A 21,512-nucleotide genomic window follows, 5' to 3' on the forward strand; every position below is an offset into this window, starting at 1 on the left:
CGTTCGCGGCGGTCGGTATCGCCTCGACCCGCAAGCTGGGGATCGATCCGGACAAGGTGAACGTCAACGGTGGTGCGATCGCGATCGGTCACCCGCTGGGCATGTCGGGCGCGCGGATCGTGTTGCACCTGGCGCTGGAGTTGAAGCGCCGCGGCGGCGGTGTGGGTGCGGCGGCGCTGTGCGGTGGCGGCGGCCAGGGCGACGCCCTCATCGTCCGCGTCGACCGATGAGGTAGTGGTTGAGGCACTCGGCTTCGAGCGTCCCGCCGAAGGTAATGTGCAACTTCGCATCTGGTTCGGCGGCATGGCTCTCGACTTTTGTGCCACATACGATGCGGCCATTCTGTTCAGAGTGGGAACCTAAGCGTTGGGAGGCGGCGTGAGCCTTCTACCTTCCTTACCCTGTGAACAGCTATTTCGCGATGCAGTCGAGCGGACACAATCCCATTCGGAATGGTTGGTCACGGCAATGACCACCTTCAACGCAAGGACGGGACAGGCACAAAGGCACGTGTAAGCCGCCCCGGTGGCCCCAACCCTTGTCGGCCTGGATGGTTTGCGGTCTGCTGGTCTGGTAGTGGATAACCGAGAGCAGTCCCCCTCTCCTCTGACAGGCGCCGTCGCCCCGGCAGCGGAAGAGTTACGATCATTCCAATTTACTCATTAACGCGTGTCGGCCCGACTTGGTTACCCACCGTCCGCGGCGTACAGTCGATCAGCTCGCTCCTCGCTCCTGTTGTTTATGCTCGACAGCAAAAGCAACTCGCCTGTTGCGAAATGCCACTTGCGCTGGACGTGGGACCGCACGGTGAAACTGCTGCCCCTGCTGTAGCCATCTTAATTCTGGTGCCGGGCAGCTCGGAAAGCTGAAACCGCAGGGGTCAGCTCCTCCCTGAAACCCCCCGGTGCGCCTGATCGATAACCAGACCCGAGCCGATCGTTTGATTTGCAGTCCAGACACCGAACTTGCGAATGAGATAGATGTGAAAACTCGCATCACTTGAGGTCGATACCAAGTGATGCGAGCTCGATCGGTGCGGCTGCGCACCTTTAGCGGGGCCAATGCCTCCACCGGGGTACCAACATGCGTTTCACCGTCGACTTACTCCAGTTTCCATTGCAGTAGCGATTGCTGAACCCCGGAGGCGCGAAGACTACTTATTCCCCACGAATGGCTGGTTGATTGTTGTGAAGTATTGAGCAGCTGCAAGAATCACAACCGGAGCGGTAACCAGAAGTTGGCCGGCCAGTGTGCCCAATGCGCCGACAGCGATGATGCCGCCCATACAACCGACTGCTGCAGCCGGAACAAACGGACCGAACAGACCGACAATCGTGGCGGCTGCCACAGTCGCACCAGCGATTCCACCCAGTACGCACCCAACAGCACCGCCTGCCAGACCACCGACCAGCGTTCCGACTGTCGCACCTGTTGTTATGGTCGTCACCATCCGATTCCACGCTGCCTGCTCGCGATCATAGGGTGTCTTGAACGGCGCCTGATCCTCGAATGGCAACGCCACCGGCCGGTACACGGCGTGTTTGATATCGAACAGCGGGGTCAGCGTTGCCGTGCGTCCGGTTATTCCGGCCTCGATCGGAAACACGAAATCATCCACCCGGAAAGACAATTCCGAACCGGCTACGACAGACCCATCCGCCGCCTTGATCTTGAAGACCCCATTTTCCACATCCATAGACCCGGAATCGGTCGATATGATAGTGGACGTAGGACTCGTGGACGTCGTATAGTTTATGACGCCCGGTGTCGCGGACTCCGCGCTGGCCACACTGCTGGTGACACTCACGGCCGCGACGGCCAATGCCGAGGCAGCAACAATTTTCCTCATCATATTTCCTTTTTCTCGTAACGGCCGATCCGGCCGACATACCCACAGTCTGTGGGGAGACTTTTGTCGCGATGCGATACCGGGAGGCGGCAGTGTCACCGCCGTTTGACGATGCACGGCCGTAAAATTTCAGAAGGGTACCTAAGTATTCAAACCGCTAAGCGGAACATGGCCGGTCGTCAATCGGATGTCGCAACGTCGATTACACACTTCCGAGAAGTGTCGCACCCATCGATGGAGCGAAAACCGCGATGAAGGTGCGGCAGATTCCACGGCCTCCAACAGCCCGCTACTGGGCGATGCTCCAGCCCCGCGATATCAAATACGCTTCCACATCATTCATTTAGTGCCAGGATGGGGTTTGATACATTCGACCGACACCCATAACTTGGCGGTCAGAGCAGATTTCTGGCGGCCGCCCAGCTCTCCACCGCAGTGACGCATTCGTCGAGCTGTTCGGGCTGGCCGCGGTAATAGTGCGTGGCCTGCTTGACGAGCAAGTACTCCCTATCGGGCGTCGAAAGCGCCGCCCGGACTTTGGCATTGTGATCTGCTGGCACCGCGTCATCGGCTGAATTCTCGATCTGCAAGATGGGCGTTCGTCGGATTCGTGCTGCGTTGCGCTGTGATGCCGCCACGGACGTGTCGATCCCCCACTGACTGAGCCACGACCTCAAGGTGGTGTAGCGGGCAAGACCTACAGGGCCGACATTCACTACCCTCGGGTCGCCGAGATAGCACCAGTTCGGACGACGGTCATTCGGATCAATGGACGGGTCGAGCCACCGCACATCGCACATCGTGCGATGCACCAGGAAAGGGCGCTCGACTTCAGGACCTCCGGCAGCACGCAATCGTTCGAGCTCCGCCTGAACCCATGCTGTAATTCGTCGGTTACGCGCGATCTGAGCTGATCTGAATCTCTCGATGAACTCCGCACTGTATGGAGGCGCGTTCATCGGCTCTGCAGCGTAGATGTCAAGCTGCGGGTCTCGCGCCCCCGGATCGCGTTCATCCAGAACTGAGGGATCCATCCACTCCGTCAGCGTTTCGGCGCGCGATAGATGAGCGGCAATGAACACCAACCCGTCAGCTGGGGAGAGGTTGGCCCCAATGACATCAACCGGATCACCAGCGGGTGTCGCGGAAATCGTCGGTTGCTCAGCTTCGGCCTGATAGAGGAGCGCGAGCGAACCTCCGCCGGACCACCCGACCAGGATCACTCGATCGTAGCCGGCGTCCTGGCGGCCCCACTGGATCCACGCACCGAGATCAAGCAGCACCTTTTCCACGATTAGGGACGCATCGTTCTTGGGGTATCTGCTGGCTGCGCAGAGGACATGGTGGCCTCGACGGGCGAGTTCATCCGGCAGTGGCATCAGGTGCAGTGTCGATGTCGGATGCATGAAGACGTACAGCGTGTTGGACGCTTTGCCTGGTAGCAGCAGTTGCCCTTCCAGGTTCACCCCAGACAGAGAGGCGAACCCGTATGTTTCGCGCGGCGCGTTGCTGTCTTCCTGCAAACGCAGCGTGACTGGAACTCTCCGGAACGGATCGTTTCCCAGCAGACCGTTGTGAACAGCTTTTGTCATTCTTTGCGTCTCCTTCCGCAGACCCCCCTTGCGTTCGTTATATGAACTATATAGTTCGACTGTACCTGATCAGCGTCGCCGCGTGTTGAAAACTCACTCAATTCGGTGGGCTGTTCGACGGATTTCGTCGAGAGTGGGCGAGTGCGCAGCTGGATACGTCTCGAGTTATGACGACGATTGGAATCGGGCGCTTCCGAGGCATGCCCGCGGGGCCGACGTAACCGGATTCCCGATTAGCTCAGCGAAACTTATTGGGATGTCGACGATCCGATTCTTCGTCAGCAGCCTGTCATCTCGGTCAGCGATGGCGGGCACGTGGGCCCGTCCGGTCCACCCTCGACCTCGCCGATCGGCATCGTCGCGCCACGGCTCGACGTGAATCTCGAGTCGAGACGAGCTGCGGACGAACCACATTGGGCACGCACCGTACTAAATCACCTGGGCATCGCAGCGATGAAAGTCGCAGCGGTGTGGCTGCGATCAGCGTTCTACGCGCGAGCAGTAATTCACGCGCTGGGTGTCACCGAGTTTGCAATCACCCAGTCGAAGGCGCGTGCGCGTGAACGCGCACCCTGAATTGCTTTGGAACGTGATGGTTCGTCGAGTTCGGCGAGGAGCGATTCGGATTGTATGACGAGCCGGGCGAAGGACGTGGGGTCGAGGTACTCCGGGCGTGTGGCGAACAGGAGATCTTCGGTAGCTGAGTTTCCGGAGGCTCCTGGCGCAAATGGGCAACCTCCGAGTCCGCCGAGAGCTCCGTCGACCACCTCGGCGCCGGCGTCGATGGCGGCCAGCGAATTGGCGACTCCCAGTCCCCATGTGTCGTGTCCGTGGAATACGGTGCGGCGGTGTGGCATCGCACTTTTGACCTGCTGCACCAGCGAGCGAACTTGAGCGGGCACGGCCTGCCCGAGAGTGTCACACACGACGATGTCGTCCGCCCCGGCTGTCCGCGGATCGGTGACAATCTGTAAGACGCTCCGCTCAGGTATTGGTCCGTTGAACGGGCAGGTGAAGGCGGTGGCAAGGCACAGTTGGATCCTGCCGTCGATGTCGCGGGCGACGTCGATGGCTCGTGGCATCGCGGCCAAGCTGTCCTCGGTGCTGCGACCGATGTTGGCCTGGTTGTGTGCGTCGGAGACGGATAGACAGTATTGGAAGTTTCGAGCTCCGGCGGCAGCTGCCTTGTCGACATGGCGCGGAGTTGCCACCCACACCCAACAGCGTTCGAGTTCCTCAGGGGTGAGTTCACCGATTACGTCCAGCGTGTTGGCCATCGGAGGGACCAGGTCCGGCCGAGCGAGTGACCCAATCTCAAGCTCGGGTACTCCGAGATCGAGAAGGAACCGGATGATTTGTAGTTTGCGTTCTGTGGTGAGAGTTTTCCCTGTCAGCTGAAGGCCGTCACGCAGCGTTACATCGCGCAGAATCGCTCCGGGATAATGGAATTGAGTCATGACTGGGGTCCGTTCAGGTATCGTGCGCGGATTTCGTCGGTGTGCTCACCGAGGTCGGGGCCGATGTTGCGGATCGGTACCGACTTTTCGCCGATTACTGGGACAACGCCTGGAAAGCCGACTCGCTGCGGTTCCGAAGTGCCGGTGTCGACTGGAAAGTACTGAATCATGCCTCGTGCGGCGTACTGCTCATGTTCGGCGATGTCGGCGGCAGTAAGGATGGGGCCGGATGGGACGTCGGCGGCTTCGAGGACTTTGAGGACCTCGTCGCGACTGTGGCGCGCGGTCCAGGTGCCGATCGCAACGTCGAGTTCGTCGCGGCGGCGCCATCGCCCGTCGTTGTTCTTCAGGTCCGGATCTTCAGCGAGGTCCGGGCGTTCGATGGCTCGCATGTAGCGTTGAAAGATCGCGTCGCTGTTTCCAGCGATCACCACGGATTTGTCGTCGCTGCAGATGTAGGCGTTCGAGGGTGCGATTCCCTCCATTCTGCCTCCCACGCGGGTCCGTTCGATTCCGTACGCCAGGTAGTCGGGAACGAGAGATTCCATGACAGACAAGATCGACTCGTTCAACGCGACGTCGAGGATGCGCTGGTGCAGCGGCAGTGGTTCGCCGCGGCGCCGCTCACGTTGGAACAAGGACATGACCGCTCCGTAGGCTGCATAGATCCCAGCGATCGAGTCGCCGATGGACACCCCCACACGGACAGGGGGACGATCCGGGTCTCCGACCAGTTCGCGAAGACCACCGAAAGCTTCCGCGACTGCCGCGAACCCCGGCCGCGAGGACAGTGGGCCCGTCTGGCCGAATGCGGAGATTCGAGTGATGATCAACGACGGGTTCGCGGCATTGAGCACTTCTGGGCCGATCCCCCACTTCTCGAGCGTGCCCGGCCGAAAGTTCTCGAGGACGATGTCGCACTGAGCGGCCAGCCGGACAACGTCACGCCGGGCTTCCTCGGTTTTCAGGTCCAAGACGATCGACTTCTTGTTCCGGTTGATGGTGCGGAACAGCATCGATGTCGTGCCTGCGTACAGTCGCCAATTGCGTAGTTCGTCGCCCGTCTCGGGACGCTCGACCTTGATCACCTCTGCGCCGAAGTCAGCCAGCAAACGCCCGGCTGTTGGGGCTGCGATGTAGTTCCCGAGTTCGAGAACTCGAACTCCTTCGAGGGGAAGAGATGCTGTCATCGTTGTGTCCTATCGAAGAGACCCGCTCCAGAGGATTTGGGTGACGAGAGTGCTGAGTTGTCGCTAAACAGATGCCGAAGTGAGTACGGGCGCACGTCCGCCTTTTCGGATGTGGGCGAGCAGGCCTCCGCTGGCCAGGACAGTGCGCTCGCCATCGCTGAGGTCGATGCCCAACGTGATGGGATCGTCGTGGTCGGGTGTCTCGACTTGGATCGTCTCTGCGCCGGTCAGCAAGGCTCGGCGTAGCCCGGTGATTTTCCAAGACTCGCCGACGTCGGTGTGGCGAGTGTCTGGGGGAAGGACCAGCGGCGCGATGCCGGCGGCGATGAGGTTGCGACGGTGGATTCTTGCGTAGCTCTTGGCGGCGATGACTCGCACGCCGAGATATGCAGGGGCGAGTGCGGCGTGCTCACGCGACGAGCCCTGACCGTAGTTGTCACCGCCAACGATGATGCCGCCGCCCCACTTCGTGGCTCGATCGTGAAAGTCCGGATCGAGACGGTTGAACATGAATCGCGCGCACAGGGCGATGTTCGACCAAACCGACATGGCGATGGCACCGTCGGGTGCCATGTCTCCCGTGGAAATGTCGTCGCCCACGACGATCAGCACCCGAGCCTGCAGAGTGTCGGGTACGGGCTCAGGCAGCGACGGCGAGACCAGATTGGGGCCACGCTCCACGACCACAGATGACCGCGTTCCCTCCGGAAGAGGTACGGTGATCAGGCTCTGGTGCAGCACGGTGTCCGGTTGCGAGGCAATGCGCAATTCGATAGAAGAGCGCCCTGAGGGATCGGTGATCCGGCCAGTGAGCGCGCTGGCCGCCGCCGTCGACGGGCTACACAGGTACACCTGGTCCTCGGCGGTGCCACTACGCCCCGGAAAATTGCGGTTAAATGTCCGCAGTGACGCAGCGCCTTGCAGTGGAGCCTGACCGATACCAACGCAAGGACCACATACGGGTTCGAGGATTCGCGCCCCGGCATTCATCAGGTCCTCGTAGACACCTGATTCAATGATAGTCCGCAGGATTTGCCGCGATCCGGGCGTGACAGTCAGTTGAACCGCTGGGTGGACCGTGTGTCCGCGCAATACAGCGGCGACTGTGGCGAGATCCTCATACGAGCTGTTGACGGATGAGCCGACGCAGACCTGAGCGACGGCCGTCTCGGGCAGTTCTGCCACGGGCAGGACGTTCCCAGGGGAGTGCGGCACCGCGACCAGCGGCACGAGCGTCGACAAGTCGAGGCGGACGTGCTCGTCATAGGCGGCACCATCATCTGCGGACAAGGCTGTGAAGTCGTCTGCCCGTCCTTGCTGGACAAGCCACTGTCGAGTTTGACAGTCGGAGGGAAAGACCGCGGTGGTCGCCCCAGTCTCGATGATCATGTTGGCGATCGTGGCTCTGCCTGCGATGCTCAGATTCTCCACAGCAGGTCCGAAGAATTCGAACACCGACCCGCGCCCACCTCGAACACCGTAGCGTCGAAGCAACTCGAGGACCACGTCCTTGGGCTCAACGGCATCCTGCAGATCGCCGACAAGCTCGACGCCGATCACTCGTGGACAAGGGAAATCAAATCCGAACCCTCCCATCGCAACAGCGACTTCGAGGCCACCAGCACCGGTGGCGAACATGCCGAGCGCGCCGGCGCTCGAGGTGTGCGAGTCTGCCCCGAGCAGCAGCCCTCCGGGTCGGGCGAAGTGCTCGAGATGGATGTAGTGCGAAATCCCGTGTCCGGCGGGTGAATAACGCAGACCGTACCGCTCACAAAAGGTGCGTAGATAGCGGTGATCTTGCATGTTCTTGTCATCTATCTGCAATACGTTGTGATCGACATACATCACAGCCAGGGGTACTCGAATGGAATCGATCCCCAACTCTTCGAACTGCATTGCCGTCATCGTCCCCGTCGCATCCTCGATGAGGATCTGGTCAGGCGCGACGGTGATATCCGTTCCGTGAACCAGCTCGCCCGAGATCAGGTGTCGGCGAAGGATTTTGTGTGTCAAGTTTTGTTTCATCATTCCTCCGGGTAATGACTTCGCGCTCTTCACGTTGGCGGGCGAGGTATCTGGCGGCCATCTTCGGAGCCAAACATCGAGGTACATCGAGACGGCGACGGGCGATCAACGTTTCCTGAATGGACTCTTTCGGGTTACACGCTGTCGAACGGAGGCAGGCCAGTGACGGGTGAGAGCATCGTGGTCCGAACTTCTGTAGTCAGCGCACAGCCCGCGGCCTTCTCTGATTCCTCTTTGGCCCTGATCCAGTCGCGGTCTGCGTAGAACCCTGACCAGTTGGTAGCGGGGTCCCCGTCGTGGACGACGAGGTAGACAAGCACGTCGGGGTCGTCGTGTTCGACCCAGTATCCGACACTTCGGATCATGTGCCGATCGAGAATTGCCGCGGTGTGGGTACGGAATCGCTGCAGAAGGGCGCCCATCTGTCCGGGAGTAGCCCGATACCTTCTGATTTCGTACTGTCTTCTGTCAGACATTGTCCTGTCCCTATCAATCGCGGCGACTGCCGGATACGGTGCCGGCCGTCGAACGCTGGTCGCGGCGTGCGGATTCGCGTGCAGGCGTCGTAGCCCAGGTCCACGGATAGGATTCGTCATCGTTATCGACAGCGGCCTTGCCGAGTGCGAGCGGCTGGAAGGTGTCGACCATAAATGCAACCTCTGTCACTTCCGACTTTCCGACCGAATCGAGGTACGCATGACGAACAGGACCGTGAGGGTAGCCGGCGGGATGGAGGCTGACCGATCCGGCAACGATCCCCGACCCCGTGCGAGCGGTTGTCTCCCCAGCGAAGTAGAACATCACTTCGTCGGAGTCGACGTTGGAGTGGTAGTAGGGCACCTTGATCGCCTGAGGATGGAATTCCGTCGGACGGGGCACGAAGTTGCAGACCACGAAACCATTGCCTTGAAATACCTGATAGCTGGGCGGCGGCTGAAGCACTTGGCCGACGACCGGCGAGAAGTCTCGATAGTTGAATGCGTAGGGATATAAGGCACCGTCCCAACCGACGACGTCGAACGGATGATGATCACGAACCATCACGGTGCCCGCAACACCGTCGCGGTCGCGGTGTTTGACATACACCTCCGTGAATTCGCGTTGCAGTTCATCCGACACGAGCAACGGCCCGTCGGGGACGCGCAGGTCCCGTTCCGTCATAGGCGCGCCCTCGAGGAATTGACCGAGATCGCTGCGGTATCGCCTCGCCGGCTGTACATGGCCGCTGCCTTCCACGACGATGGCGTGCAGGCGACCTTCTGTTGGAATCCACCGATGGATGGTCGCGCGAGGGACAACGACATTGTCACCCTGCCGAATATCGAGAGCGCCGAAGACGCTTTCGAGTCTGGCCGAGCCCTCGGCGACGAAAACCAGCTCATCGCCGATTCCGTTGCAGTACAATGGAGATGGGACGTCGGCGACCACTCGACTGATGAGCACATCGTTGTTCCCGAGGAGCAGATGTCGACCTCGAACGAGATCCTTACCAACGGTGTGAGCATCGTCAGGATCCGGTCGGAAATGTCGAGGACGGAGAGGCGTGTTTGCCGTCAAGCTGGTGTCTCCCACATCCCACGAGTAGGCATCCACGATGGCGGATGGCACGAATCGGTGATATAGAAGGGATCCCGTTCCGGAGAATCCTTCCTCTCCGATGAACTCTTCGAACAGCGGGTCGCCGTCGACGCCATGGTGAAGTGTGTGGCGTTTGGCCGGCACATCGCCGACCTTGCGGTAGTAGGTCATGCTGTCCCTTGTCGTTGAGATAGTCGTGTGATCGAAGACCGGCGCGGCACGTCAGGTTCTTCGCAACGGTGCGCGGGGCACAGCGGAGCCAAGGCTGTCACCGCGGTGCCTGGGCGGCAGAGTTGGCGACCCGTTGTGCGGCGTCCAGGCCTGCCAATCGACCGAAAACGATCGCGTGCGCCACGGAGTTGCCACCGCCGACATAGCGTTCACCGAGGACTCCACCGGCTGCCTCTCCGGCAGCGTAGAGTCCCGCGACCTGGCCACCCGTCGTCGACAGCACCCTGGCTCGGGCATCGATCCGGAGGCCCGTGTGACTGCAGGCAAGCTCCGCGGGCACCATCTTCACCGCGTAGTAGGGAGCCTCTCCGATTGACGCGAGGGGCCCCGTTTCGCCTTTGGCGTTGCGAGTGAGATGGCGCAGGAACTGCGGGTCGATGTTTGTGCGCGCGTACTCGTTGTACTCGTCAATGCTCGCGACCAGTGCACCGGAATCGACGTCGATCGCACAAGCGAGGTCCGCTATCGTGCCGGCCGCTCGAACAACGCCCTTCTCGACTTCCTGGAGCACTCGATCGGCTGTCCAATCCTTATAGCCGGTCGGCAGTGCAGTTCGGGCGGCTTCGTCGAACACGGCCCAGACCGAGCCACCGCAATCCTTGACGATCCCGCTACCAACGGCATACGGCGCATCTTCATCCATGCATCGAAGGCCACGGTTGTCGACATGAACCCTGGCAGGCGGCGGAAATCCGCTCTGCCAGTGGTGCGCGGTCTGGAATTCCGCGGTCACCAGTTGCAGCCCCCATCCTTGGCCGTACAAGGCCAAGTGATGTCGCTCGGAGAAGCCGATGTGATCGCCTCGAGCACCCGGCGCTGAGACGACGAACAGCGCGTCGCCGGCCAACGCGGTATCGGGCAGGAACCGTTCGCGCAGAGCCGGATTCTGAGTCAGACCGCCCGTCGCGACAACGACATTCGGTGCAATCGCCTCCACTTCGTCGACCAACACACCCCGGATCGCGCCATCCGGGGTGAACAACAGATCCTCAACCCTTGATCGCAATACGAGTTCAACACCCAACTTGCGCCGCGCCGCATCGAGAACCTGGATCAGCCCATAACCCTGATCGCGGGGAACATGGCCGCGATCGGTGTCTTCGACGCCGGCGCGGGTGACACCGGGCTGGTGAGCGTTGAGAGACTTCTTTCCAGGGATCTCGAGACCGAGGCTGGTAAGCCACTCGACAGTCGGTGCCGCAGCCTCGCAGAAGGCCCGAGTGGGCCCCGGTAGGACACGCCATTGGTTCAAGTCCATGTAGTGCTGAAACATACGATCGACCGTGTCGTCGATACCGATAGCTCGCTGCATGGACGTCCCGGCCGCGGTGAGCATTCCAGCCGACAACTGGGTGGACCCACCGATGATGTCTTCTGCCTCGAACACGATCACTCGAAGCCCCTGTTCCGCCGCAGACACCGCGGCCGACAGCCCGGCGCCGCCTGCGCCCACGACGATCAGGTCGTAGCTTTCGGAATCACGGTGATCAGCCACGGCGCTCGTGGCGCTCCGGCGAGCAGCGGTCCCATCAGACATGAATGGATCCTCCGTCGACGGCGATCTCGGAGCCTGTCACATAGGACGCTTGCGACGACAGCAGGAACGCGATGACCTTGAAGACCTCTTCAGGTGTCCCCATTCGTCGCAGAGGTATCGAGCCCATGGTCTCCTCGAACAGTTGCGGATCCGACTTGACCCAATTGGTCAGTACGGTGTCGATAAACCCGGGCGCGACCGAATTGACTCGTATGTTCCAGGGGCCGAGTTCGACTGCCATGCAGCGCGTTGCATGCGCGACTGCTGCCTTGGACGAGCAATACGCAACTCGATTCATCCGAACTCGGCTCCCCGAAACCGAACCCACATTCACAATCACTCCCCCGCCGTTGTCCTTCATGTGGCGAGCAGCTGCCTGGGCACCGAAGATCACGCCGTCAACGTTGACTGCAAAGGTTGTGTGCAGCAGACCGGAATCCATATCGGCTACCGGCGCTTCGAGGAACACACCTGCGTTGTTGATCCAGAAGTCGAGTCGCCCGAATTCGTCGACCGCTTTCTCCAGGATCCGGTCGTGGTCGCTCCGCAGGCGGACATCCGCCTTCATTGCGAAGATCCGGCCCGCTCCTGCGCCGCGCCGGGCATTGTGGTCCTCGGCCATCGTGCACACCTGGTTTTCATCGAGATCCGCTGCCATGACATCGGTCCCCATAGCGGCAAGGCCCCGGGCGTGAGCAGCACCCATTCCTCTGGCGGCACCGGTCACGACTGCGACCTTCCCGATGAACTCCGCCCCGTACACCGAACTATCCGAACTCATTACTCTCCCTTATACTTGGGTTATCTGGTCATTATTGAGTTCTCGCTGCCGACGCAGGATCTGCTGGTAAATCCCACCGGCAACAAGGCCGCCGTCGACAACGACCTCGGATCCAGTCATATACGCCGACATGGGGGAAAGAAGAAAGAGCACCACAGATGCAATTTCATCAGGCGTGGCCGTTCTGCCTGCGGGAACGGCCTGCAGGCTGCTGTCCACGAACGAGGAGCTATTCGGGGATGAATGCAGCAACGGGGTATCCACTAGACCAGGATGAACCGAATTCACCCGGATGCCCTGGCCCGCAAACTCGAGAGCGGCCGTCTTCGTCAAGCCTCGCAGAGCCCATTTGCTCGCGCCGTAGGCGGCCGCAAAGTACCCCACCATGCCAGCGGCCGATGACACATTGACCACAGACGAACCGGGACGGGCCGACAGAAGGTTCGCGCACGTCTTCATTCCGAGGAACGGTCCTGTCGAGTTGATGGACATCACCCGCTCCCAATCGGCCAGGGCAGTGTCGATGATGCCCGCCCGAAAACTCACACCGGCATTGTTCACAAGACCGTCGAGTCCGGCGTGCGCCTCCGCTACGCGTGCCTCGACTTCCAACCAGTTGTCAGCGTCCGTGACATCGAGCATCGCAGCGCGAGCGTCACCGCCCTTGGCGACGATTTCGGCTGCGACCGAGGCAGCGCCTTCTTCGTCTCTGTCGGTGACCCACACGATTGCGCCCGCGTCGGCCAAGGCGAGTGCCTCCACACGGCCCATTCCACTTCCGGCGCCGGTCAAAAGGACCACACGGTCGCTAAAATACTCGCGCCACATCGGTTGACTCATAGTTGAAGCTCCATTCCTCGGGTCTCACGAACGAACAACGCTGCCACGGCCGTCAGCGCAACGCAGAACATAAAATAGCCAGCAGGAGCGGCTTTGCTGCCCGTCCAGCTGATCAGTAGCGTGGCGATAAAGGGTGCGGTTCCGCCGAGCAGTGTGTTGCTGACATTATTGCAGAACGCGATTCCGCTATAGCGAACACGTGCTCGCAACATTTCGACGTATGTAACCAGCGAGCACCCGTTGACCAGCGAAACCAATACGACCAGAACAACATGGCCGAAGATTGCGAAAATCGGACTGCCGTGCGCGATCAGTAAGAACAGTGGGAATGCGAGAACAACACTCGAAGTCGATCCGATGAGAAGCACCAACTTGCGGCCGACCACATCGCCGAGGTAACCGGAGATCGGCAGCGTTATCGCGCCCGCCACCAGCGCAATGGATGTCGACAGGAATGCGAATTTCGCTGAGTGGCCGCCCGCAGTCTGCAGATAGGATGCCGCAAAGACGGATGACACGTAGTACCCGCCTGTAACCGCGCCGCCGAGCCCGATGATGATGAGAATCTCACGACGGTTACTCCGGAAAAGCTCTTCGATCGGAACTTTTTCGACGTGGACGGTTTCCGCTTTCATCAACGCGTCGAACTGCGAGGTGTCGTCGAGAGTGCTGCGAATCCAGAAACCGATGACGCCTATCGGAATGCTGAGCAAGAATGGAATTCTCCACGCCCACGAATTGAGCGTGTCTTCGGACACTGTGGTTGCAAGGATCAGCGCCAGGGTCGATGCGAGCAGCGATCCGAAATAGGTCCCGGAATTCACAAACGAAGTCTGGAATGCACGCCACCTTGCGGGAGCATTCTCGGCCACGAACGTGTTGGCTCCTGCTATCTCACCGCCGGCTGCGAAGCCCTGCACGCACCGAATCGCGATGAGCAGGACGGCTGACCATATCCCCAGCGTCGCGTATGTAGGAAGGATTGCGATGGCAGCGGTCGCGCCGCTCATCAGGAGAATCGTCCATGTCAGAGCGCGTTTTCGCCCGAACTTGTCGCCGACGTGCCCGAAGAAGATCCCCCCTGGAATGCGCACCAGGAATGCCACCGCAAAGGTGGCGAAAGTGGCAAGCAATGCCGCTGTTTGGTTGCCCTCTCTGAAGAAATTGGCCGCCATGATCGTTGCCATGTAACCGTAGATGCCGAAGTCGTAGTACTCGACGGCTGTTCCCAGAATCGCAGCCCTGATCACTCGCGCAGGTCGCTGACTTATCGGTCCCGTGCCACCAGAGCGAAGGGCGGGTTCGGTTGAACCTCCCCCGCCTTCACCCTCGGTCAGTGTTCCGGTCATGTTGTTAGACCTCCTCGTCTAGCAACCGAACGCACAGATTCGAACTCTTACGTTCGGATATCGAACGCAACTATAGTGTGGGCGCGACCACATTGCAAGAGCCGAGCGTCGCCAGCGGCTCGTACTCACCGTGCGGTGCGATAGTTTGGAGTCTCGGCCCGAGAGGGGGCTCCAACTGTCAAGTGCGGGGTTTATATGGAAATTTCAAGCACGGCAGACCAGGCTCTTCAGGTGTTGTTGCAGCTTGCGCGCACCCCGAAGCAGACCCCGTCCGACCTCGCTCGGACGCTCGAACTGAATCGCACGGCCGTACATCGGAGCCTCGCAACACTCGAGGCGCGAGGATTCGTACGTCGACTCAGCGGCGAGTCGGTCTTCGTGCTCGGGGCGGCCATCCTCGAACTCGCCCAATCCGTTGAACCCGACATTCGGGCAGCGGCCCGGCCCGTCATGGACGAGCTCGCCGCCGAATGCGGCGAAACAGTGCTGCTCTTCTTGGCCGAGGAGTCTCCCTCCGGCCCGGTGGTGACTGCAGTCGAGCAGGTTCACGCGGAATCTCACGTGCTGCGAATTCGCTTCGAACTGGGCCACAGTGTGCCGATGCATGTCGGAGCGGCCGGACAGGCCATTCTAGCCTTCGAGACTCCCGAAGTAATCGCCGCGGCGATGGCTGCGGCTGACGCCCCAGCCCATCTCGCGCAGCAGCTCGATGACGTCCGAGCGCAAGGCTACGCCATGTCCCATGACAAGTTGCTTGAAGGGGTTGCGGGTATCGCAGCTCCCATCCTGGGCGACTCCCGGCCCGCCACCGCGAGCCTGTCGATTGCAGTTCCTGTCAGTCGCGCGCACCTGCTGACTGGGTGGGCTGATCGCCTACGAGTGGCAGCGAGCAAAGTCGCAGTTGCGGCAGGCTCGACATTGTCTCACCCAACTCACTAATACTGATCCCGGGTTTCGGCGACGCCAAGGACCTCCCGTCTCCACGCTGCGACGCTAGGCCGGCGTTGACCGAAAAGTTTTGCCGGACAACGGTATTAGCATCGATCCACCGATCCGGTTTCGGGGCTGGTCTGCGTACCGAAGGCACGTAGACCAGCGGATTTCGAGCACCGGATAGCCCTGGTCTGCCCAGCTCTTCCACTGTTGTTCCTGGTTGCGGGGTCGGTTACCGGCTGTTCAGCAGTCGAGGGCGCACAGATGGTGGCGTGCCGGAGTTGTCGCCACGGGTGGGCCCAGGGCCAACGGGCGGGTAAGTGCAGCACGGGTTTTCGCTCAGGGCGAGCCAGGCGAGCGGCGACGATGACTAGCTTGCGGCGCAGAGCGGCGCCGCGGGCACGGGTCAGGATGGGGCCGGCGAGTGCGCCCGCGGCGCGCAGCAGGTTGTGAGCGATCGCCGCACACAACACCCAGGCCGAATTCGCTGCGAAGCGCCCGGAAGGCATGTGGGCCAGCGGTCCGTCGATCAGGTCGGCGAAGACCGTCTCGATGACCGCATGGCGACGATGAGTGATATCGGCATCGGCTGCCGGCTCGGTGAAGTCGGTGAAGAAGGGGTGATACCGCCAGACCGGAAACAACTCGTCCTGGCGGGCAGCGTCTTCGACGCGGCGCACGATCAATCGGGCGCGTCCATGCTCGGGCACGGACGGCATCGCTTTCCGGCTCGTCGACAGTCCGCGCCACCGACAGATCGAGCAGGCGGAAATCTTTCGACCGACTCTTGCCTCGATCCTTGTTTGACCGTATAGTCCGACATAGGTGTTCGATAACCGAACCTCCTAGTTCACATAACGGTTGCAGCTCGTCATATTGCTGTTGCTCGACTTTTGCGAGCGAATTGACGTTCTTTCGGCTGCTTGACGGATCTCCCATCCATCGATGCGATGGCAACCAATGGAACTTGCAACGCCAACATCCATAGCGGCCCGCGGTTTCCGACCTTCACCCCCCGGCACCACGGACGACTACACAACAACCGTCCTCAGATGAGCCAGGTGCTCATGAGGCAAATCACTGAAACCAAATCGCATAGAAATTGGTGAAATGAACGTGGGAACACTTGAAGGCAAGGTCGCAATCGTCACCGGTGGCGGGCGAGGCATCGGGGCAGCCATTTCTCATCTTTTTGCACAAGAGGGCGCTTCCCTGGTGGTCAATGATCTCGGCACAGCTCCGGATGGCGTAGGCGACGACGAAGGGCCCGCGCAAGACCTTGTTGCGCAGATCAATGCCGCAGGCGGACAGGCCATATCCGACGGAGGAGATATCGCCGATGTCGCGACCGGGCAGCGCCTGGTGGACCTTGCTGTCGAGAAATTCGGCCGCCTAGATATCGTGGTCAACGCGGCCGGGATCCTCCGGGACCGAATGATTTTCAACATGTCCGAAGCCGATTGGGATGCCGTCATTCGGGTCCATCTCAAAGGACACTTCAGTACGATTCGGCCGGCGTCGGCGTACTTCAGGCAACAGAAGAATGCGGAAGGCAACTTCCGAATTATCAACTTCACTTCCGTCTCGGGATTACAGGGATCCCCCGGCCAGGCCAACTACGCTGCCGCGAAGATGGGAGTTGTCGGACTGACATACTCGCTCGCGCAGGGCCTGTCACGTTACGGCGTCACCGCGAATGCCATCGCTCCAGGTGCGGCCACTCGACTGACCGCCACCGTTCCGGATGCCAAGCAGATGGACTCCAGTGAGTTCGATCCCTCGAAGGAAACACCGGAGGACATCGCCCCACTAGCGCTGTACTTGGCCAGCGACCGATCCACATGGCTCACTGGGCGCGTGCTGTCGGCACAGGGCAATCGCGTCGGCATCTACCCCAATCCGGAGGAAATCAGTGTTCTCGAAAGCGATGAGCGATGGAAGATCACCGATTTGTCCCAGGCAGTCGAGAAGAACTTTAGGCCTATCGCGGATGGTCTGCCTCCGAGTCTGTTTGCCGCTCAACTGAGGTCGTGATGTGGATGACTGCGACCCGTATACGCAATCGACAGCAAATCGGAGATCAATCATGTCATCTGTGACTCTGCGGAGTCCGGGGCTGTTCACCGACGAGCATGCAGCCGCTAGAGAACAGGTACGACGCTTTCTGGCAGAGAAGGTCGTGCCCCACCACGCACAGTGGGAATCTGCTGGCCAGGTTCCTCGATCGATCTGGTCTGAGGCTGGAGCGTTAGGTCTGTTGTGCCCGTCGGTGCCCGAGCAATACGGCGGACTGGGGGCCGACATACGGTACTCGGTAATCGTCCAAGAGGAGCAGACGTCCTCGTACGCGACGGGCCCCGGATTCGTCACACACTCGGAAATGGTCGCGCCTTACCTCGCCAACTTCGGAACCGACGAGCAGAAGCAGCGGTGGCTTCCCGGCATGGTCAATGGCCAGTCCATCGGTGCTGTCGCCATGTCCGAGCCTTCCGCCGGTAGCGATCTGCGAGGAATCCGTACCACTGCCGAGCCCAAGGATGATGGCTATGTCCTTTCCGGGCAGAAGGTATTCATTTCGAATGGCCAACTGGCAGATGTGATCATCGTTGCCGCCAAGACCGGCGATAGCAACCGACTGTCTCTCTTCGTCGTGGAAGCCGACATGCCCGGGTTCACTCGAGGACGCGCACTGGACAAGATCGGTCTACATGCCCAGGACACTTCTGAGCTGTTCTTCGACGATGTTTGGGTGCCCCGAGGCAACCTCATAGGGGACGAGGGAGCCGGACTGACCTACCTTCGATCCGGATTGGCGAAGGAGCGACTGATCATTGCGGTCGGCGCGCAGGCGCGCGCGGAAGCGGCATTTCACGACACCGCGGTTTACGTGCGCGAGCGCGAGGTTTTCGGCAAGTCGCTCAGTGAAATGCAGAACACCCGATTCTCGATGGCGTCGATCCGAGCAGACCTTGAAGCCGGACGCGCGCTCGTCGATCGACTCCTCTTCCTGTACCTCGACGACCGCCTGGACGAGACGACAGCGGCCATGGCGAAGGTCTGGACCACCGAAATGGAAGGACGCACTGTCGATATGTGCCTTCAACTTCACGGAGGCTGGGGCTACATGCGCGAGTATCCGATCGCCCGGGCATTCGTAGACGCTCGGGTTGAGCGCATTGCGGGTGGAACCTCTGAGGTTATGAAGGAGATTATCGCTCGCGGAATCTGGCCGCAGCACGGAGCCTGATCGCTCTTATCGGGCAGCCACAATATTGGATCAACTGCCAGGGTTTCGCGCACCCTGCGGCGGGTGCACGAAATTGTCATCGACCAATACGTCGTCGGCGTGGAATAGTTCTCCAACCGCCGGCCTGAAGAAAACAGCCCCGTAGCACTCTCGAGAAAGGGCGGGCAATGGAGCTCGTCGAAACCTTGCATAAGTCCAAAATTGGACCCTACCAGTATGCCATCATCGCAGTGTGCACTTTCTGCGCGATGCTGGATGGGTACGACCTTTTCGTTGTGGGACTGGTTCTACCGCATCTACCAGCTGATTTCGCGACGACGGCAGAAAAGGGATATCTGATCAGTTCAGGACTGGTCGGGATGGGTGTCGGTGCCATCTTCCTTGCGCCGATAGCCGATCGGGTGGGCCGGAAAACAGTCTTTATCATCGGCCTAGCAGTGAATACTACCTTTCTCATCGTGACGGCCCTCGCGCCAAATCTACAGACGATGATGGTGGGGCGATTCTTCACAGGCGTCGGCGTCGGCGCTCTGACTGTGTCGATTGTGGTCTTGGTACTAGAATATTCTCCGACCGCGCGGCGAAACTTGGTAATCGGAATCGTCGGTATCGGACTCCCTGTGGGAAATACCCTTGCCGGTCTGTTCGGCTTGACTCTCATGTCGTGGTTCGGCGGGGCATGGCAGGCCCTGTTCTGGTTCGGCGTGGGCCTCAATACTCTCGGTTTGATTCTGACCCTGGCATTCCTGCCCGAGTCCTTGACGTTCCTGGCGGCAAAGAACAACCCCGATGCCAGGGAAAAGATGGCCAGAATCGGCCGACGACTCCGGCTCACAACCGAAGCAGTGACCACTCAAACCGATCTGACCACTCAAACCGATCTGGCCTCTCCCAGCCGATCAGATCGGACCACCGGCGGCTCGCCCGCAGAGGATGAAGGGTCTCTGCTCGGGAAGAAGTTCTATGAGCGCACGATCCTGGTATGCCTTGGCTACGCCGGAGTTCTGGCTGGCTACTACTTGGTTTCAACGTGGACGCCCCAGCTCATCGCCAGTGCAACCGGCGACACGCAGAAGGGCGCCGTTACCACCACGATTCTCAGTGTCGGAACCGTGGCGGGCTCGATATTGTTCGGGCTTGTCGGCCTCAGAGTCGTCAGCTCACGCATCTGCTGGACAGCGTTGCTCATCTCGGTTGCCGGGGTCATCGGCTTCGCCGTGACGATGCGAGGAGCGTTGTTGGGGCTTCTGTTTGCCGGTCTGGTGGGCATCGCGGTGTTCATGGCAGTCTCTTCGTTCTCTTCGATGGCTCCGACGATGTATCCGCCCTTGCTCCGCGCCAAAGGCTACGGAGCCATGGTCGGTTTCGGACGAGCCGGCGCGATTCTGTCACCAGTTGCTGCTGGGTACGCCCTGAACTATCTCACTCCCGGACAGCTCTATCTTGTGGCGACGGTTCCGCTGCTCATTGCTGCTGTCGCCGGATTCCGGCTGTGGATCATCACCCGTGCGCAGTTCACGGCGGAGCTTCACGTCGCCAGGAGGATCGTTTCCCCGTCCGGCGCGCCGGACAAGGGAGACAACATCGCGGTGGTCGATTGAACAATCGCGCCATTGCAAGCGGAAACCAATTGGAGAGTGGACCTTGACAATTTATCTCGATCGAATCGGAGAGGAATGGTCGGCGGGCGAACGTTCCTGGACAGAGCGAGACGCGTTGATATACGCACTCGGTGTCGGAGCCGGGGCCACCGACCCGGCTGCGGAATTGGAATTCACGACCGAGAACTCCATCGGGATCGTTCAGAAAGTACTGCCAACTTTTGCAGTACTGCACGGTTTGCAGGAATCGGACCTTGCTCGGTGCGGGGACTTCCCATTGAGTTCGATCCTCCACGCGGAGCAGCACGTCGAGCTGTATGGATCGTTGCCCACGTCCGCCAGGCTCGATTCGACGAGTCGGCTTGTCGATATTCAGGACAAGGGTAAGGGCGCACTGCTGATCGTCGAAACGGATCTTCTTGACCAGCCCACCCATGCGCTTGTCGCACGTAACCGCTCAGCGGTCTTCGTACGTGGAGAGGGCGGATTCGGTCGAAATTCCAGCGAAGGGCAGGTCTGGTCCGCGCCCGATCGAGAGCCGGACGAGACCGTGTACTTGCCGACCCGGCCAGACCAGGCGCTGTTGTACCGCCTCAGCGGCGACCGTAATCCCCTACATTCCGATCCAGCCTCGGCGAAGTCGTCGGGCTTCCAGAAGCCAATCTTGCATGGTCTGTGCACATTCGGATTCACCGGCCGAGCGCTCCTGCATGCCGTTTGCGACTCCGACCCGAAACTCTTCGGCAGTATGACAGGACGATTCGTGGCACCCGTTCTGCCCGGAGAAGGGCTCATTGTCCGACTTTGGCGCACTGACGAAGGCGCATTGTTCCAGGCATGGGTCGACGATCGACTGGTGCTCCATCGTGGTGTTCTGTCAAGGAGTGACGCATGAATTTTCAGCTACCCATTCCGACTCCGGAGACCCGCCGATTCTGGGATGACGCCAAGCTCGGCAGGCTGACGATCTCCTACTGCCTCGATACCGGACGCTATTTCTTCTACCCGCGGCCCGTCTCGCCGTATACGGGAACCACCAACGTCGAGTGGCGAACTATCTCCGGCCGCGGCCGGCTTCACTCCTACATCATCAACCACAGGCCGCTCCCCGGGCGGAACGTGGTGTCCCCGATCATTGCGCTGGTCAAGCTCGAAGAAGGACCGAGCATGATGTCGAACATCGTCGATGTTCTTCCCGAACCGGACTACTTGGTCCTCGACATGCCACTCGAAGTGAGGTTCCGGCAGGTTTCGCCCGAGATCACCCTGCCTGTGTTCGCTCCCGCGACGGAGGTGGCGTGA

General features: G+C 60.5%; 17 protein-coding genes and 2 pseudogenes. 7 read left to right on the forward strand and 12 right to left on the reverse strand.

The genetic code is table 11. From position 1 onward, the window contains the following. Window positions 1-230 (forward strand): annotated as a pseudogene (locus tag C5E41_RS18600) (acetyl-CoA C-acyltransferase); the annotation flags it as partial. Window positions 231-1,153: 923 nt separating this feature from the next. Here the strand turns inward: C5E41_RS18600 and C5E41_RS18605 are convergent. The 11 genes from C5E41_RS18605 to C5E41_RS18655 all read right to left on the reverse strand — a co-directional run bounded on the left by C5E41_RS18605 (window position 1,154) and on the right by C5E41_RS18655 (window position 14,429). Beyond that, window positions 1,154-1,849 carry a hypothetical protein gene (locus C5E41_RS18605; protein WP_104377202.1) on the reverse strand — a complete coding sequence of 232 codons (696 nt, stop codon included), beginning with the start codon at window positions 1,847-1,849 and terminating at the stop codon, window positions 1,154-1,156. Between the two features lie 395 nt (window positions 1,850-2,244). Next, the gene (locus C5E41_RS18610; RefSeq protein WP_104377083.1) at window positions 2,245-3,441 is read right to left on the reverse strand and encodes an alpha/beta hydrolase family protein; all 1,197 of its coding nucleotides are present in this window, start codon (window positions 3,439-3,441) and stop codon (window positions 2,245-2,247) included. Window positions 3,442-3,947: 506 nt separating this feature from the next. Then, window positions 3,948-4,898, reverse strand: a complete 951-nt coding sequence (locus tag C5E41_RS18615) for a hydroxymethylglutaryl-CoA lyase (protein WP_104377084.1) — start codon at window positions 4,896-4,898, stop codon at window positions 3,948-3,950. Beyond that, window positions 4,895-6,088: a CaiB/BaiF CoA transferase family protein gene (locus C5E41_RS18620; RefSeq protein ID WP_104377085.1), complete on the reverse strand. Its 1,194-nt coding sequence runs from the start codon at window positions 6,086-6,088 to the stop codon at window positions 4,895-4,897. The genes C5E41_RS18615 and C5E41_RS18620 overlap by 4 nt, the downstream gene beginning before the upstream one ends. Before the next feature lie 63 nt (window positions 6,089-6,151). Next, window positions 6,152-8,116, reverse strand: coding sequence for an aconitate hydratase (locus tag C5E41_RS18625; RefSeq protein WP_258081061.1), 1,965 nt, complete (start codon window positions 8,114-8,116; stop codon window positions 6,152-6,154). A 131-nt stretch (window positions 8,117-8,247) separates the two neighbouring features. Beyond that, entirely contained in the window at window positions 8,248-8,709 is a 462-nt protein-coding gene (locus C5E41_RS35980) for an NIPSNAP family protein (protein WP_104377086.1), read from the reverse strand. Beyond that, window positions 8,603-9,862, reverse strand: a complete 1,260-nt coding sequence (locus tag C5E41_RS18635) for a homogentisate 1,2-dioxygenase (protein WP_104377087.1) — start codon at window positions 9,860-9,862, stop codon at window positions 8,603-8,605. The genes C5E41_RS35980 and C5E41_RS18635 overlap by 107 nt, the downstream gene beginning before the upstream one ends. A gap of 97 nt (window positions 9,863-9,959) precedes the next feature. Continuing rightward, a complete protein-coding gene (locus tag C5E41_RS18640) occupies window positions 9,960-11,459 on the reverse strand; it encodes an FAD-dependent oxidoreductase (RefSeq protein ID WP_104377088.1) in 1,500 nt (499 codons plus the stop codon). Then, window positions 11,452-12,240 carry an SDR family NAD(P)-dependent oxidoreductase gene (locus C5E41_RS18645; protein ID WP_104377089.1) on the reverse strand — a complete coding sequence of 263 codons (789 nt, stop codon included), beginning with the start codon at window positions 12,238-12,240 and terminating at the stop codon, window positions 11,452-11,454. Before C5E41_RS18645 ends, C5E41_RS18640 begins: the two co-directional genes overlap by 8 nt. Window positions 12,241-12,249: 9 nt before the next feature. Further along, on the reverse strand, window positions 12,250-13,080 hold the full coding sequence (locus C5E41_RS18650; protein ID WP_258081062.1) for an SDR family NAD(P)-dependent oxidoreductase: 831 nt from the start codon (window positions 13,078-13,080) through the stop codon (window positions 12,250-12,252). Then, window positions 13,077-14,429 carry an MFS transporter gene (locus C5E41_RS18655; RefSeq protein WP_104377090.1) on the reverse strand — a complete coding sequence of 451 codons (1,353 nt, stop codon included), beginning with the start codon at window positions 14,427-14,429 and terminating at the stop codon, window positions 13,077-13,079. The genes C5E41_RS18650 and C5E41_RS18655 overlap by 4 nt, the downstream gene beginning before the upstream one ends. Before the next feature lie 195 nt (window positions 14,430-14,624). On the opposite strand from C5E41_RS18655, the gene C5E41_RS18660 reads away from it, so the two are divergent. Beyond that, window positions 14,625-15,368 carry an IclR family transcriptional regulator gene (locus tag C5E41_RS18660; RefSeq protein WP_104377091.1) on the forward strand — a complete coding sequence of 248 codons (744 nt, stop codon included), beginning with the start codon at window positions 14,625-14,627 and terminating at the stop codon, window positions 15,366-15,368. 239 nt (window positions 15,369-15,607) lie between these two features. Here the strand turns inward: C5E41_RS18660 and C5E41_RS18665 are convergent. Beyond that, window positions 15,608-16,084: pseudogene (locus C5E41_RS18665) on the reverse strand (IS1380 family transposase); the annotation flags it as partial. 388 nt (window positions 16,085-16,472) lie between these two features. On the opposite strand from C5E41_RS18665, the gene C5E41_RS18670 reads away from it, so the two are divergent. From C5E41_RS18670 to C5E41_RS18690, 5 genes are all read left to right on the forward strand, one after another. Then, window positions 16,473-17,396, forward strand: a complete 924-nt coding sequence (locus C5E41_RS18670; protein WP_258081063.1) for an SDR family oxidoreductase — start codon at window positions 16,473-16,475, stop codon at window positions 17,394-17,396. 52 nt (window positions 17,397-17,448) lie between these two features. Continuing rightward, window positions 17,449-18,609, forward strand: coding sequence for an acyl-CoA dehydrogenase family protein (locus tag C5E41_RS18675; RefSeq protein ID WP_104377092.1), 1,161 nt, complete (start codon window positions 17,449-17,451; stop codon window positions 18,607-18,609). A 167-nt stretch (window positions 18,610-18,776) separates the two neighbouring features. Further along, window positions 18,777-20,210, forward strand: a complete 1,434-nt coding sequence (locus tag C5E41_RS18680; protein ID WP_104377093.1) for an MFS transporter — start codon at window positions 18,777-18,779, stop codon at window positions 20,208-20,210. Between the two features lie 43 nt (window positions 20,211-20,253). Further along, window positions 20,254-21,105: a MaoC/PaaZ C-terminal domain-containing protein gene (locus C5E41_RS18685; RefSeq protein ID WP_104377094.1), complete on the forward strand. Its 852-nt coding sequence runs from the start codon at window positions 20,254-20,256 to the stop codon at window positions 21,103-21,105. Further along, a complete protein-coding gene (locus C5E41_RS18690; protein ID WP_104377095.1) occupies window positions 21,102-21,512 on the forward strand; it encodes a Zn-ribbon domain-containing OB-fold protein in 411 nt (136 codons plus the stop codon). The genes C5E41_RS18685 and C5E41_RS18690 overlap by 4 nt, the downstream gene beginning before the upstream one ends.

The sequence above is a fragment of the Nocardia nova genome (genome assembly GCF_002933465.1).
Classification (GTDB): Bacteria; Actinomycetota; Actinomycetes; order Mycobacteriales; family Mycobacteriaceae; genus Nocardia; species Nocardia nova_B.

Bases quoted from the DNA above. Each gene is read 5' to 3' on its own strand.
- C5E41_RS18605 (WP_104377202.1), bottom strand. From the start codon at position 1,849: ATGAGGAAAATTGTTGCTGCCTCGGCATTGGCCGTCGCGGCCGTGAGT.
- C5E41_RS18610 (WP_104377083.1), bottom strand. From the start codon at position 3,441: ATGACAAAAGCTGTTCACAACGGTCTGCTGGGAAACGATCCGTTCCGG.
- C5E41_RS18615 (WP_104377084.1), bottom strand. From the start codon at position 4,898: ATGACTCAATTCCATTATCCCGGAGCGATTCTGCGCGATGTAACGCTG.
- C5E41_RS18620 (WP_104377085.1), bottom strand. From the start codon at position 6,088: ATGACAGCATCTCTTCCCCTCGAAGGAGTTCGAGTTCTCGAACTCGGG.
- C5E41_RS18625 (WP_258081061.1), bottom strand. From the start codon at position 8,116: ATGATGAAACAAAACTTGACACACAAAATCCTTCGCCGACACCTGATC.
- C5E41_RS35980 (WP_104377086.1), bottom strand. From the start codon at position 8,709: ATGACGAATCCTATCCGTGGACCTGGGCTACGACGCCTGCACGCGAAT.
- C5E41_RS18635 (WP_104377087.1), bottom strand. From the start codon at position 9,862: ATGACCTACTACCGCAAGGTCGGCGATGTGCCGGCCAAACGCCACACA.
- C5E41_RS18640 (WP_104377088.1), bottom strand. From the start codon at position 11,459: ATGTCTGATGGGACCGCTGCTCGCCGGAGCGCCACGAGCGCCGTGGCT.
- C5E41_RS18645 (WP_104377089.1), bottom strand. From the start codon at position 12,240: ATGAGTTCGGATAGTTCGGTGTACGGGGCGGAGTTCATCGGGAAGGTC.
- C5E41_RS18650 (WP_258081062.1), bottom strand. From the start codon at position 13,080: ATGAGTCAACCGATGTGGCGCGAGTATTTTAGCGACCGTGTGGTCCTT.
- C5E41_RS18655 (WP_104377090.1), bottom strand. From the start codon at position 14,429: ATGACCGGAACACTGACCGAGGGTGAAGGCGGGGGAGGTTCAACCGAA.
- C5E41_RS18660 (WP_104377091.1), top strand. From the start codon at position 14,625: ATGGAAATTTCAAGCACGGCAGACCAGGCTCTTCAGGTGTTGTTGCAG.
- C5E41_RS18670 (WP_258081063.1), top strand. From the start codon at position 16,473: ATGAACGTGGGAACACTTGAAGGCAAGGTCGCAATCGTCACCGGTGGC.
- C5E41_RS18675 (WP_104377092.1), top strand. From the start codon at position 17,449: ATGTCATCTGTGACTCTGCGGAGTCCGGGGCTGTTCACCGACGAGCAT.
- C5E41_RS18680 (WP_104377093.1), top strand. From the start codon at position 18,777: ATGGAGCTCGTCGAAACCTTGCATAAGTCCAAAATTGGACCCTACCAG.
- C5E41_RS18690 (WP_104377095.1), top strand. From the start codon at position 21,102: ATGAATTTTCAGCTACCCATTCCGACTCCGGAGACCCGCCGATTCTGG.